The sequence below is a fragment of the uncultured Ruthenibacterium sp. genome (assembly GCF_963558415.1).
Classification (GTDB): domain Bacteria; phylum Bacillota; class Clostridia; order Oscillospirales; family Ruminococcaceae; genus Ruthenibacterium.
The window spans coordinates 1-12,877 of the sequence record NZ_CAUWGY010000007.1; the positions used below are offsets into that span (position 1 = coordinate 1).

The 12,877-nt window shown below is 46.2% G+C and carries 14 protein-coding genes, 1 tRNA gene and 3 pseudogenes; 5 read left to right on the forward strand and 13 right to left on the reverse strand.

Features of this window, described 5'->3' with window-relative positions; translation table 11 throughout:
• From AB5H98_RS02125 to AB5H98_RS02140, 4 genes and pseudogenes are all read right to left on the reverse strand, one after another.
• The coding region (locus AB5H98_RS02125) for a helix-turn-helix transcriptional regulator (protein WP_367924267.1) at positions 1-384 on the reverse strand (384 nt) is incomplete at its 3' end.
• Between the two features lie 92 nt (positions 385-476).
• A pseudogene (locus AB5H98_RS02130) lies at positions 477-887 on the reverse strand (transcriptional regulator); the annotation flags it as partial.
• A 32-nt stretch (positions 888-919) separates the two neighbouring features.
• Positions 920-1,356: pseudogene (locus AB5H98_RS02135) on the reverse strand (DUF4368 domain-containing protein); the annotation flags it as partial.
• Positions 1,357-1,369: 13 nt separating this feature from the next.
• Positions 1,370-2,293: an Ig-like domain-containing protein gene (locus tag AB5H98_RS02140; RefSeq protein WP_367924268.1), complete on the reverse strand. Its 924-nt coding sequence runs from the start codon at positions 2,291-2,293 to the stop codon at positions 1,370-1,372.
• A 150-nt stretch (positions 2,294-2,443) separates the two neighbouring features.
• On the opposite strand from AB5H98_RS02140, the gene AB5H98_RS02145 reads away from it, so the two are divergent.
• Positions 2,444-2,689: a helix-turn-helix domain-containing protein gene (locus AB5H98_RS02145; protein ID WP_367924269.1), complete on the forward strand. Its 246-nt coding sequence runs from the start codon at positions 2,444-2,446 to the stop codon at positions 2,687-2,689.
• A 147-nt stretch (positions 2,690-2,836) separates the two neighbouring features.
• Here the strand turns inward: AB5H98_RS02145 and AB5H98_RS02150 are convergent.
• From AB5H98_RS02150 to AB5H98_RS02180, 7 genes and pseudogenes are all read right to left on the reverse strand, one after another.
• Positions 2,837-2,953 (reverse strand): annotated as a pseudogene (locus AB5H98_RS02150) (helix-turn-helix transcriptional regulator); the annotation flags it as partial.
• Between the two features lie 83 nt (positions 2,954-3,036).
• The gene (locus AB5H98_RS02155; RefSeq protein WP_367924270.1) at positions 3,037-3,432 is read right to left on the reverse strand and encodes an SRPBCC family protein; all 396 of its coding nucleotides are present in this window, start codon (positions 3,430-3,432) and stop codon (positions 3,037-3,039) included.
• Between the two features lie 4 nt (positions 3,433-3,436).
• Positions 3,437-3,994: a DUF3795 domain-containing protein gene (locus AB5H98_RS02160; protein WP_367924271.1), complete on the reverse strand. Its 558-nt coding sequence runs from the start codon at positions 3,992-3,994 to the stop codon at positions 3,437-3,439.
• Between the two features lie 81 nt (positions 3,995-4,075).
• Positions 4,076-4,711, reverse strand: a complete 636-nt coding sequence (locus tag AB5H98_RS02165) for a GyrI-like domain-containing protein (RefSeq protein WP_367924272.1) — start codon at positions 4,709-4,711, stop codon at positions 4,076-4,078.
• Complete coding sequence (locus AB5H98_RS02170; RefSeq protein ID WP_367924273.1) at positions 4,630-5,037, reverse strand: TfoX/Sxy family protein; 408 nt, start codon at positions 5,035-5,037, stop codon at positions 4,630-4,632. The genes AB5H98_RS02165 and AB5H98_RS02170 overlap by 82 nt, the downstream gene beginning before the upstream one ends.
• Position 5,038: 1 nt before the next feature.
• Positions 5,039-5,950: a helix-turn-helix transcriptional regulator gene (locus AB5H98_RS02175; RefSeq protein WP_367924274.1), complete on the reverse strand. Its 912-nt coding sequence runs from the start codon at positions 5,948-5,950 to the stop codon at positions 5,039-5,041.
• Positions 5,951-6,042: 92 nt separating this feature from the next.
• Entirely contained in the window at positions 6,043-6,423 is a 381-nt protein-coding gene (locus AB5H98_RS02180) for a rhodanese-like domain-containing protein (RefSeq protein WP_367924275.1), read from the reverse strand.
• A 399-nt stretch (positions 6,424-6,822) separates the two neighbouring features.
• On the opposite strand from AB5H98_RS02180, the gene AB5H98_RS02185 reads away from it, so the two are divergent.
• From AB5H98_RS02185 to AB5H98_RS02195, 3 genes are all read left to right on the forward strand, one after another.
• Positions 6,823-8,259, forward strand: a complete 1,437-nt coding sequence (locus AB5H98_RS02185; RefSeq protein ID WP_367924276.1) for a VanZ family protein — start codon at positions 6,823-6,825, stop codon at positions 8,257-8,259.
• A gap of 204 nt (positions 8,260-8,463) precedes the next feature.
• A complete protein-coding gene (locus tag AB5H98_RS02190) occupies positions 8,464-9,375 on the forward strand; it encodes an ATP-binding cassette domain-containing protein (RefSeq protein ID WP_367924277.1) in 912 nt (303 codons plus the stop codon).
• The gene (locus AB5H98_RS02195) at positions 9,372-10,112 is read left to right on the forward strand and encodes a hypothetical protein (RefSeq protein ID WP_367924278.1); all 741 of its coding nucleotides are present in this window, start codon (positions 9,372-9,374) and stop codon (positions 10,110-10,112) included. Before AB5H98_RS02190 ends, AB5H98_RS02195 begins: the two co-directional genes overlap by 4 nt.
• 207 nt (positions 10,113-10,319) lie before the next feature.
• Here AB5H98_RS02195 and AB5H98_RS02200 read toward each other — a convergent pair.
• Positions 10,320-10,395, reverse strand: a tRNA-Pro gene (locus AB5H98_RS02200).
• Positions 10,396-10,669: 274 nt separating this feature from the next.
• On the opposite strand from AB5H98_RS02200, the gene AB5H98_RS02205 reads away from it, so the two are divergent.
• The gene (locus tag AB5H98_RS02205; RefSeq protein ID WP_367924279.1) at positions 10,670-12,085 is read left to right on the forward strand and encodes a glycine--tRNA ligase; all 1,416 of its coding nucleotides are present in this window, start codon (positions 10,670-10,672) and stop codon (positions 12,083-12,085) included.
• Between the two features lie 78 nt (positions 12,086-12,163).
• Here AB5H98_RS02205 and AB5H98_RS02210 read toward each other — a convergent pair whose 3' ends face one another.
• Entirely contained in the window at positions 12,164-12,730 is a 567-nt protein-coding gene (locus tag AB5H98_RS02210; RefSeq protein ID WP_367924280.1) for a hypothetical protein, read from the reverse strand.
• Positions 12,731-12,877: the final 147 nt, after the last annotated feature.

The following is a 12,877-nucleotide window of genomic DNA, read 5'->3' on the forward strand; positions in this document are numbered from 1 at the left end:
CATGTTTTGACCACCTTCCAATGTCACTTTGATTCGAAGCGGAGCAAAGGATCGAGCCGCACCTCCGCTTTTTCGAAGCGCGGCGGGAGTGAGACCATGGAAGCGGGTAAAGGCCTTGGTAAAACTGTCCGGCGAGTCGTAGCCAAACTCCAGTGCAATATCAATGATTTTCCGGTCCGTCGTGAGGACCTCCAGCCCGGCGGCGGAAAGCCGGCGCTGTCGAATATAATCGGCCACCGTCATACCACACAACATGGAAAATCCCTTTTGAAAGTAAAAAGGGGACAGCGCTGCCTGCTGTGCGATATCACAGATGGCCAGTTCCTCCCGGAGATTGTTCTCGATATACTGAATTGCTTGATGGATGCTTTCTACCCAGTCCATTGATCACACCCTCCTTTCAAACTCAGCATACTCTTAATCGCCAGATGCCGCCCGATTTTTTGTGCTCATATTTGTCCGGTGGTATTTTAGTATCAGAAAAACGATTTGTGCTTTTTTGTCAAACAGACCCCAACGATTGCGGCAATCAAGACAATGGGGGCCAATCTGACAAATAACCATTCCAATGCGTGAAAAACTGTTCCCGCGACAGCAATTTCCGGATTGCCATAATCCCAAGTTAAGTAGGGACTATTTATTAAGATTAAGACCGCAGAAACAGTCACTATGATTACGCATAATGAAATCAGAAGCCAATGGAGAATCGCTTTTTGCATGCTCTTCCTTTGAGCAAACTGCAAGTTCAGGATTTCCAGCTTTTCGGCGATTACTTTTATTGTATCAGCTTCCGACTCAGTTACAGTCTCTCCAAGTAACGTACTCACAGGTGTGTCAAGCACTTCCGACAAGGTGATTAATAGATCAGAATCCGGAACCGACAATCCGGTTTCATTTAGTTATGAATATTCGCCGGCCCTCAATTAATTTTGCCGATGAAGAGGTAGAAGATTTCGACCTCCTGTTGGCGGCCGTCGTCCTCGCTCTTTTCCGCCTCATGCACGTCAATTTCCTCAATCAGCGTGTTCACGAGTTCGCGGTCACTTCCGCTTGTTCGCTCTGGTACTTTGCCGACAGCATCGTGAAATTGTATTCCGTAATGCGTCCCACCACCCAGTCCTCATACATCCGGGTAAACAGGGAATCGACCTCGGTTTTCTGCTTCTCGGCCCTGTTTAGTTCTGCGGTCGTCTTCGTCGCGGCAGCCTTTCCTCTATCATGGCGTTCAGCAGCCGTTTCAAAAGCTGTTCCTCATTGCGCTGTACCAGCCCTGACCAGTAATTGCAGATGGGACAGCACATAGGCGTACAGAACATCCTAGCGGATGTAGTGCATGGAGCACTGGTGAATCCCCTTGGGATAGCTGATTTTATTCCACGATTTCGGCATCCCCGCCATTGTTCTCATCAGAACCGCCGCCGGGAATGACGGTATTACCGGGTAATCCAGCAGCACCGCCCTCCGGAGGAGTCTCGAGCTGAGGCGGCTGCGGCACCGGGTCAGGCTGGGGTGCAGGAGTGGGGTCAGGAGCCGGCGCCGGGGTGGGCTGAGTGGGTGCAGGCGGAGTCGTGTTTCCGCCGCTGGATGTGTTGCCGCCCGTAGCGGTCGTGACATTTTTTGAACTGCCTTTATTGGAATAATTGTTATTGGAAGTACTGCCCGTTGCAGCTTGTTTGACCGCTGCCTCTTTGACAACCACCTTGACCGTGGTCTCTGCGCTGGACGCGCCGAACCCCGCTGCCTTGATGGTGATTTCACACTCGCCCGCGCTAACTGCCGTCACCGTACCGTCTGCGCCGACCGTGGCGACCGCCTTGTCGTTCGTTTCATACGTGAGCGTCGCGCCCGTTGCCGTTTCCGGCAGTATGACCGCACCCAATTCGGCGGTCTCTATATCTCCAATTTGCAATTCCAGCGTTTCGAGTGCGTCAACGCCCGTGACCGAAACGCCCACCGTGACCCGGCAGCTCGCCGTCAGCTTGCCGTCCTCGCTCGCGGCGGTGATTTCCGCTTCGCCGGGAGCTACTGCGGTCACCGCACCCTCTGCGTCCACTATGGCGACGGCCTCGTCGCTGCTCGTCCAAACAAGCGCCAGCTTTGAGGCGGCTTCGGCCACCGCGTCCTCGGCGGCATCCTCTCCGGCGGCATACTCCACCGTCAGTACCTCGTTCGCGCCAACTTCCAGCTCCACGCTCTCCGGCAGCGTGATACTTGTGATTTGAACGCCGCAAGCGGTAAAGCAGAGCGCAAAGGCCACTGCCATTATCGCCGCAACACATTTTTTCGATTTCATAACGAATAACTCACATCCAATATTTAATAGAACTACCAGCATTATAGCACGTCCAGATGAAATAGCAAGAATTTCGTGTGTATACGCACGATTTCTTAGTTGAGGGACGGGTATCCTTTTCGTGTATGAATGCACGAAAGGGGGCGCAGTATGAATCTGCAAACCGCGATTCAGCTTAGGATTCTGGAACTGATAAAAGAACGGAAATGGTCTGTCAATAAACTGGCTGAGCGTTCCGGGATTGCACCAAGCAGTTTGAAGCGGACGGTCAAACCGTATGCGACCATAAAGAACACTTCCACCGAAACCATACAAAAAATCTGCTATGGTCTTGAAATTCCATTCAAGGAATTTTGGAACAGCGAATTGTTTGATGACCTTGACTATGAAGAATGACGGGGCGAAAATCGCCCCGTCATTTTATGTTCCATACTGTGTGTCAATGTAGTATCTAAGGTCAACCAGATACACATTCGCGCCTTGGAAAACGGTTTGTTTTGAGCAAAAGTCAGCGTGGGCTTACTTGTAGTTTCTGTTGCTATGTGAAACTCCCTGTTCCCATTTTGAGATGGTTTGACGTACCACGTTCAGCTTTAGGGCAAGCTCTTGTTGGGAAAGTCCCTTGGATTTTCGGATTGTCTTTATGTTTTCGCTTAACATAGGGGATAACTCCTTTCACTCAGGTCTTACCGCCATTGTAAGCAGAATGATTCGTTGCTACAAGCAACGCAAATTAACACGACTTATTTCAGCAATTCTCTTTGTAAATCGCGCAAGTACAGTTGCTGCTGCCGTTTCAAATATCTAGGAACAAAGGGGTGCATCCACCAGCGTTTGGCAGTGACGGTCTCGGTGCATGTCAGTCGAGTACCGCCATCTACAGAGGAAAATTTTCCTTCCCAAATACCACACATGTTTTCATTCTCCATCGTAAATGCCCAAAAGTAGGGTGGCTTCCAGTCCGTAATGGAAAAGTAGGTGGCATAACCAGTCTTGGTATATTCCACAAAGTGAATTTTGTCCACGATCACTACTTTTGCGAGATCGCTGCGCCAGTCAACGTGTTTCAAATCGGTCACTACATGCCATACTTGTTCGATTGGCTGGGAAAAAGAAACCGTTGTCTTTGAAACCGCCATACACTCACTCCTTTGTGGGCTTTTTGTTCAGTTTCAGACAAATGCCACGGCGATTCGCGGCATCCTTTAAAAGTTCTACGGCTGCAAGAGCACGTTCTTTTGCTGGCTGCTGTATTGATTCCGCCCGATTTCCAAGATCAGCCATTACGGCGCGCAAATCTTCCAGTGGCAAAAGATAAACCGCAGTGATGAAAAATGTTTTGCGGCGGCCATCGTTGTATCGCCCCAAAAGCTCTTCCAAAATGAATCGTTTTTCCTGCAGCAAAGCCAGATACGTCTCAAGTCCCATGTATTTTGCCAATGCAATATCCTGTGTACGATTCCGATGGGGGATAAAGGAATCTACGTTGTCAAATCCTTCGTAATGGGAGCAAGGATACTCCGAACACTCCCAGCAGAACGGTATGCCGCCATGGTCTATGGAACACCGGGCGATAACACAACTTTGATTTCCTGGTCCGCCGCCACAGCCGGGACAATAACCGCCCAAATGCATGCTGCACAAAGCGCAATTCAGCCCGCATAGAGAAAAACGCGGTTCCTCCCGGGTAAAACCTTTCATTGCATTCTCTCCTTTTGCTACGGCGTATTGAAAAGCTCCCGCAGCATGAAATATTCCGTCTCTCGGATGTGTTTTGCGATGTTACTCAGCCTTTCGAATCGGATGGCGAATGACGGTTTTCAATCGTTCCGGTTTGCAGCGGCGTACATCGCTTAAGTAAATTTCATGGTGGAACCGATTGGGCCCAAAGTCCGAAGCATAGCCTTGAGCCTTGGCGTATTTTGTCATCGCGGCTACTGTGGCAGGTTCATCATCGTAAGGTCCCAGGTGCATACACTGAACGCACAATCCTTCTTCCCAGGAAAAGAATTTTACAGGGGAAAAATCCTGCTGCTTCTTTTTCGTAGCTTCCTGAATGGCCCAGTCAAAGGCCCCTTTTGTGACGAACTCGGGCAAACGAATGAGCGAAATCCATTGAAAGTCCTGTTTGCGTGTATAGTCCACACCCTGAATTCCGTTTTGCCACCATAGGCCTTCCAGTGGCGGTACCACATAGTCAAAATAGCCGTCCAACTGATGTTTGCCGAGCTTGCTCATCTTGATAGTGAATGCTACGGCGTAAAGCAGCCCCAGCGCCTGCTTGTAAGACCCGTTTTCCTCGTTTGGGTCGCCCTGCCCCTGTACTGCCAAAAAATTCATGGCAGGTACGGTAACAATACCGGGCGCTTTGGACGGCAAATAGAATTCCTTATACTCTTTTTTATAATCAAAAGACATGTTCTGCGCCTCCCTTTCTTTGGCGGGTGGTTTTTCAGTGCTTCACAAGTGATGCGAACCAGTGTGGTCATCCTCTCTTGGTCATCTACATCTTCTATAAGAAAGGAATCCTTAGCCCCTTCATAGGGCGGGGCTTTGGGAAGATCGGGAAACGCCGCTTGTCCCTGCAAAGTGATTTTTACGAAAAACTGGTCATCACAAATAACGCCGAAAAACAGATCGTCGCAATAAAGACCGTATTCGCCGAACATTTTTCTACTGCGAATGTTTCCGGCCGCTCGCAGTTGCTCGACTACATAGTTTACAAAATTCGGATGAGATGCCATGTTAATTACTCCCTTGGTAGCGGTCGGCCAATGTTTTTATCAAAATACTCAGCCGCTTGCGAAGCTCTTTTGGTTCTAAAAGTTCCGCCTTATCTCCAAAAGTCAAGACCCAACTGAGCACGCTGTCCGCATCTGGAAAGCCACCGACAAAGCGCAGTCTTCCGTCCGGCTCTACAGTAAAACGGTCTGCGCCATACTCCTCTATCAGCCGCCAGCGGCAAGCAGGATCAAAAAGAACGGTGACCTGATATCTAGTTGGAAAAATGTTCTCCGGCTCCAAGTTGGGAAACGGTGCGGATCGGGGCTCAAAAGGAGCCTCACAGGTGAGTTCGGTCATGCGGCCTAGTTTAAAAAGACGGAAGTCCTTGCGCATTTGACACCAGCTCCATACATACCAGGTGGACCAGTGGAATACCAGGTAGTATGGCTCTACGATTCGTACCGATTCTCCTTTGGGAGAGTAATAGGTGAAGCGGATGGTGTAGTGTTGCTCAATGGCCTTTTGAATCAGTTCGATTTTCGGCGGCAAGCTGTTCTTATACCAAGAGGAGAGATCGATCAGCATGTGCGCATTGCCGGGAACAAGTCCGCCTGTTCCTGCCGAGAGCTTTTCCATCAATTGCACATAACGACGAGTGCCACTGATGCTATCCAGGCTACGCAGACCTGCTAAAATAGCTTGCATTTCTGGGGCGGTAAGTAAAGTGCGATCCACCCGATACCCCTCCATAATGGAAATTCCACCACCCGCGCCTTGGACAGTGGAGAGGGGAATTCCTGCTTTACACAGAGATTCAATATCCCGCTGGATGGTCCGACGAGATACCTCAAATTGCTCGGCCAGTTCCGGAGCGGTGACCTTTTCTCGCTGGAGCAAGATAGATAGAATTCCGATAAGCCGCTCCATTTTCATAAGATGCACACCTTTCCGCCTTTTCTGTATTATAGCATAGGAATATGACAACTGTCTGTCATGTTTAATGTGCGCCGTTGATATAAAAAGAATCAATCCTCCATTTCGTAAGGCCAAGTTCTTATACCGCTAAATTCGTAAATGTCAGTATACCCCAAGTGCGCAAGTATGGTACAGGCAGCTTTACTGCGGTTGCCGCTTTGACAGTAAACCAAAACGGTGGAATCCTTTTCGGGAATGATTTCGGCAGCAGTATTCGCATCGATGGTTCTCATTGGCAACAGAATAGCGCCGGGAATATGTCCGCTATCGTATTCATTTTGCTCGCGCACATCTAGAATGATAACTTCTTCAGTGTCCATCATTTCTTTCGCTTGTTTTTGCGTGATTTGTTGATAGGAATCATTGCGTTGATTTCCGTGGCAGCTCGTAATAAAGAGTAAAGAGAGTATCAAAAGCAGTATGCGCCTCATTTTTATACCTCCTAAAATCGACAATCTTTCTATTCTTCCATAAAAAGTTGCTCAATGATGAGAAATTTGCCTGCAACGTTATGACAAAGCGGATGCTTTCTCCGCTAGTATGCATAGGGTGCTGACATCTAAACGATAAAGGGCCAAAATTGCAATCGAGAAAAGTACAAAAGGGTGTCTGATTTCGATGGAACAGGCCTTAGTTTAGTGGTTGCAAAAAAATTTGCTCTGTGGGGAAAGGGTAATCAGAATCCTGCGTTTTCAGTGCCCTTTATGAGTGGAAAATTTATCGTAAGATATTCTTAGGGTTTTCTCAATGTGGATTTAGAACAATGGCTCACTATTTTCGGATATAATAAAAATGAAAACAATGAACCAGTGTTTTTTAGGAGAATGTATATGGACGCTATTACAGTTTTTCAGACATTATTTCGTTGGGGAATGCTTGCTTTTGTCGGTGGACTTGCGGTCCTTTTTGTTTTAAGCTGGATTTATCGAATTTATAAAAAGGCTTTTCACGGAAAAATATTGTTTACAAAAATGCAGATTATCTGTGCAGGTCTGCTGTGTTGCTGGTTCATTCTGGTTTTTTGCCTCACTTCACTAAGTCGTGGTTCAAATTTCACGGGTTCGTTCAATGTCGATTTTTTGAGCGGCTATATCAGCGCATGGAACAACTGGTCAATCAGCGAATTGCAACTAATCATCTTTAATATGCTTATGTTTGCCCCGCTCGGATTTTTATTGCCCCTTTTATGGAAAAAAGCGGAGAAGTTCTGGGTGACATTGGCCGTTTCATTCGGCGTAACGGCGTTGATTGAGTTGTTTCAGCTTTTTACGGGAACCGGAATTTTTGAACTGGACGATTTGTTCCATAACCTCATTGGAAGTCTCTTTGGATATTTTTGCATTATGGCTGTCCTCACGTCGATTTATGAAAAAAATATACGCTTTGCACCAACCGCAAAAGCTTTGATGATTCCCTGTGTGCTTGGCCTGACGCTTGGCGTAGTCTTTTATATTTATGACAGTCAGCCTTATGGCAATATGAGCATCCTGCCTGCGGTAAGACAGGATGTGTCCGCAGTTCATATGGTGACCGAGTTAAAATTTTCTGAAAAGGATGAGACGGCTGCTGTTTACAAAAACCGATTTGCTGAGAACCATGACTACCTTGAAAACATCAAATCGGCGCTTGCAACTTTGGAAAATTTGACGTTCTCCAATTTGACTCGTCGTGAAGATGAAAATTTGGGGTATCTTGGAACGGATGCCAATGGTACCGATTTTCAAATGATGTTTTTCTTTCGGACAGGCGAATGGAGTTATACCACATTTTCGGAAACGACCGCTCAGATTACGCAGGAAATGGCGCAGCGGTTGAGAGAACGTTATGAAACCTGGATGCAAGAGATGAAACTGCTCCCGGAGAATGCGAATTTTTCCGTCCAGAATGGCGATACTCTTCGGTGGGACATTCCTTTAGAACAGGATATTTCATCAGGATGCGAAGCATTTCAAAAAGGCTCCGTTATGATACAGTTTGATCAATCCGGTGCTCTGGCAAACTTTTTTTATCAAATCACATGGAACGAGTATGTGAAAACGGAAAAGATGATTTCCGAAAATCAGGCTTATATGCAAGTAGAAAGCGGCAATTTTAAACAATATGTTCCTTTCCAATCAGGAGATATACTTTATATAAATCAATGTAAGCTCAATTATCTTTATGATACCAAGGGATTTTATCAACCGGTCTATGAGTTTCGCGGATACATCAATAGCAGCGAAAATTTGTGGGTCGGTCAGATTCCGGCTCTTGCTCACGAGGGCTGATGGAAAGAAAATGTGTTTCATATAGAAACGTTACCAACGCTCTAAAGAAACCGACAAAGATAACATCTGTTCTATCCTACGACTTTGAAAAATTAATCAAAAGTTCATAATTTCTGAAGCAAAAATAAAGGTTGATAGGTTACATTAAAGCAACAAGATATTCATCGCTTTTGTCCTCAAAAATACAGAAAAGGCGGAGATGATATGGAATATATTTTGCAAACAGATAATCTATCAAAAGTCTATGGATCAAAAACCGTTCTGGATCATGTGAGCATTCATGTGCCGAAAAAGTCGATCTATGGCCTGGTGGGAAAAAACGGAGCCGGAAAAACCACGCTTATGCGTATTGTTTGCGGATTAACGCAGCAAAGTCAAGGTAGTTATACTTTGTTGGGAAAGACAAATGATGATGCGGTACGGAAAAATATGGGGATGCTGATCGAAAAACCGGGCATCTATGAGCATATGACAGCATTAGAAAATTTGAACTATTTTTCTCTTCTGTTTAGTATCCAACCTCAGGATCATCACAAAATACTGGAAATGGTCGGACTGCAAAACGCCGGAAAAAAGAAAGCGAGTCAGTTCTCTCTGGGGATGAAGCAGCGGTTGGGCATTGCCATCTCTTTGCTGGGAAATCCCGATTTTCTGATTCTCGATGAGCCAATCAATGGCCTTGACCCCGAAGGCGTATACGAGATGCGTAAAATGCTAGAAACACTGAATCGTGAACAAGGTACCACGATTATGATCGCCAGCCATATTCTGAGCGAGTTACATAAACTGGCAACGGATTATGCCATCATTGATAGCGGACATCTGATTGACGAGTTCAGTAAGGATACGCTGGAAAATGCTTGCAGCAGCGGCGTGCAGGTAACGGTCGAGCCGAAATATTTGCAGGAAGCAAAAACACTCATTGCATCCCGATATCCGGATGTTCCGTGTGAGATACTTTCCAAACAAAGCCTGCAACTGCATGAGAAGGTCAATCCGGCGGACCTTAACCAATTCCTGGTGGAAAACAAGGTGCGTGTGTGTGGTCTAAGAACAAATGATGAGGATATTGAGAGATTTTTTGTAGAAAAACTCTCTGGGGGACGAGCAGTATGAAAAATTTAATTCGCGGACATATCTATCAGTTGAAAAAAGACCGTTTCTTTTACGGATGCCTTGCTCTCAGTTGCGTTTCTCTGGTTGCATCAATCCGGCTTTCACTTTCCCTGGCATCTGCATCAAACCCTGTTATGGGGATAGAGGGGCTGTTTGATACATTTTTGGGCGGTGACATCGTCCTGTATGTCTTTATGCTGCTGACAGCGAATACGGTCGCAGAGGCCTATCGCTCCGGCGTGATGAAGAACATTGTGGGGCGAGGGATCAAGAAGAAACAATACTATCTCTCCATTGTTTTGACGGAGTCCGTCGCATATGTGTTGGTAATGCTGATCGGCGGCATTGTCATGGGTGTTCTTGCGGGCAGCAGATTTGGAATGGGGGCAATTGCTTATCCTGTTTACTATGCTCTTGCCGTAATAGCACGTATCATTTTTGTGATGGCGCATATCAGCTTTGCACTTACCATGACGGTTTACACCAGGAATGCAATTGCAGGCGTTGTTTTTGGCATTGTAATTCCGAATATCCCCAAAATTTTGGAAATGGTTTTGGGATTTTTGAAAATTCCTGTTGACCTCAACTTTATCAAAATCTCTACGTATATGCCATCTGTTTATGCGGCGTCGAATGATTTGTCGTCATTCTTGCCGTGCTTCGCTGTGTTGTGCGGATATCTGATTCTGTCTGTTTTGGTCGGTTTTAAGCTTTTGAAGCAGCAGGATATCAAGTGATTTGCGGTTAAATATCCGCTGTGGAAACTGAATAAACAACCAATGCCTCGGCCGAAAGACGGAGGCATTGGTTGTAAGAAAATGGATTTTCCCGCGGACTAACGAACGGCCCGCGGGACTGTTTTTTTGAACACATCGGCACACTGCCATGTTTTTATCTTCGTCTTTTATACAACAAAAAATCCCTCAGCCTAAGCTGAGGGATTTTGGTCCGAGTGACAGGATTCGAACCTGCGGCATCCTGCTCCCAAAGCAGGCGCGCTACCAACTGCGCTACACCCGGTTATTAAAATAATTGACTTGTTGGGATTCACCTTTTAAGCGAATATTTTGTAGCAAGAGTTCTGTCTTTAACGGTGATTTCCCAATGGTTGCATTTTTCAATTGATTCCTTTTGGAAGTCTATAAACAATCAATCATTTACAACCCATCCAAAAACATATATCATTATACGTCAACACTTTCTATTAAGTCAAGAAAAAACTTGACGAAACTACGACTACGCCGTACAATAGCATCATTGAATGTTACTTTATAGTAAGGGACAGGTGTGAGCAATGAATAACCGCGACAAGACCATGGACCAAATCATTGCCCTTTGCAAAAATAGGGGCTTTGTCTTTCCCGGAAGCGAGATCTACGGAGGACTTGCCAACTCTTGGGACTACGGACCTTTGGGAGTAGAATTTAAAAACAATGTCAAAAAGGCCTGGCTGAAGAAATTTGTACAGGAATCACCTTACAATGTAGGTCTGGATGCGGCCATTATCATGAATCCTCAGACTTGGGTAACTACCGGCCATGTGGCTGGTTTTTCGGATCCTTTGCTGGATTGTAAAAGCTGCAAAGCGCGTCATCGTGCAGATAAGCTGATTGGCGGTGTTCATCCAGAAGTCAATGTGGACGCGATGAGCTTTGATGAGATGGATGCGTTCATTGCCGAGCATGACGATGTAGTTTGTCCGATATGCGGAAAGCACGATTTTACTCCGATCCGCAAGTTCAATTTGATGTTTAAAACAGCTATTGGCGTGACGGAGGATTCTTCCTCTACTTGCTATTTGCGGCCGGAAACTGCGCAGGGAATCTTTGTTAACTTTGCCAACATCCAGCGCAGTACACGTAAAAAATTACCCTTTGGCGTTTGCCAGGTGGGTAAGGCATTCCGTAATGAGATCACTCCGGGCAATTTTACCTTCCGTACTCGTGAATTTGAGCAGATGGAATGTGAATTCTTCTGTAAGCCTGGCACAGATCTGGAATGGTTTGCTTATTGGAAAGATTATTGCAAGAATTGGTTGCTGAGCTTGGGCATTAAAGAGGAGAATTTGCGTCTGCGAGATCATGAACCTGCAGAGTTGGCATTTTATTCTCGTGCTACGACAGACATTGAATATGCTTTCCCGTTCACAGATTGGGGTGAGTTGTGGGGGATTGCGGATCGTACGGATTATGATCTGGGCCGTCATCAGCAGGCTTCGGGTAAGAGTCTGGAGTATTTTGATCCTGAGACCAATGAGCGTTATATCCCCTATGTTATTGAACCTTCTTTGGGTGCGGATCGCGTCGCTTTGGCCTTCCTGTGCGAGGCGTATGATGAGGAGCATTTGACGGACGCCAAGGGCAAAGAGGATGTGCGTGTAGTATTGCGCCTGCATCCATATCTGGCACCTTTTAAAGCGGCGGTTTTGCCTCTGTCCAAGAAGTTGACTGATAAGGCCATGGAAATCCGTAATGAGCTGTCCAAATACTTTATGGTAGACTATGATGAGACAGGTTCTATCGGTAAGCGTTATCGTCGGCAGGATGAAATTGGAACACCGCTGTGCATCACTGTGGACTTTGAAACGGTGGGTGACGCAGAGAAAAAAGCGGATAACTGCGTGACGGTGCGTGATCGAGATACGATGGAGCAGGTTCGTATCCCTATCAGTGAGCTGAAATCTTATATTGAGAAAAAAGTGGAATTTTAAAAAACACAGGCCGGAAAGTAAGTTTTCCGGCCTGTGCTTTTTTTCTATGTCACCGCAGGAATTGTTTCCTGCGGTTTTTTAATGGGAGGACGCTGCGACCCGATAGCTCACCGAAACGTGAACTACACGGCTGACTGGCTGCCAAATTAATAAAGCAATGCCATAGTCCACCATACTATGCACGACGGTACCGACTCCTACAAGGCCAAGTACTGTGGAGACAAAGCCTCCATCCATGGTAGCACCACCGAACCAGAATAAAGTCACCACTACCGCTTCCAACGCACCATGTATAATTCCAAGGACAAGGCCGAACAGTCCAATTCGAACTGGGGAGGTCATGATTTGAGGTTGTTTGGCTAACCAATATGAACCAATCAATACAAAGACAATCTGTGAGGCGGCTCTCAGTACAACCACCGGTGCAAATCCGGCAAGAAGAAAGCCAAGTGTGGTGCCCAACTCTACAGCAGCAGCTACTGTGGGAGAGATAAATAGAGCCAAGAACAATGCCACATGACTTGCAAGAGTAAAACTCATGGGGCCTAATTGGATACGTACCGGTGAAATTAAGGGGACAAGGATGCCCACTGCGCACAGCAGAGCCGCGATGCACATTTTTTGAATTCGTTCGTTTGAATGCATTTTTTAGTTACTCCCTCTCTGATTGGATAAGTGTCTTGACACATATCATAACTGCATTTTTTTTAATCGTCAAGTAAATTCGAAAAAGTTCTTGACTTTTTTGAAAAAGGATGTATTATTGTATTAAGCTATTAATACAATAATACA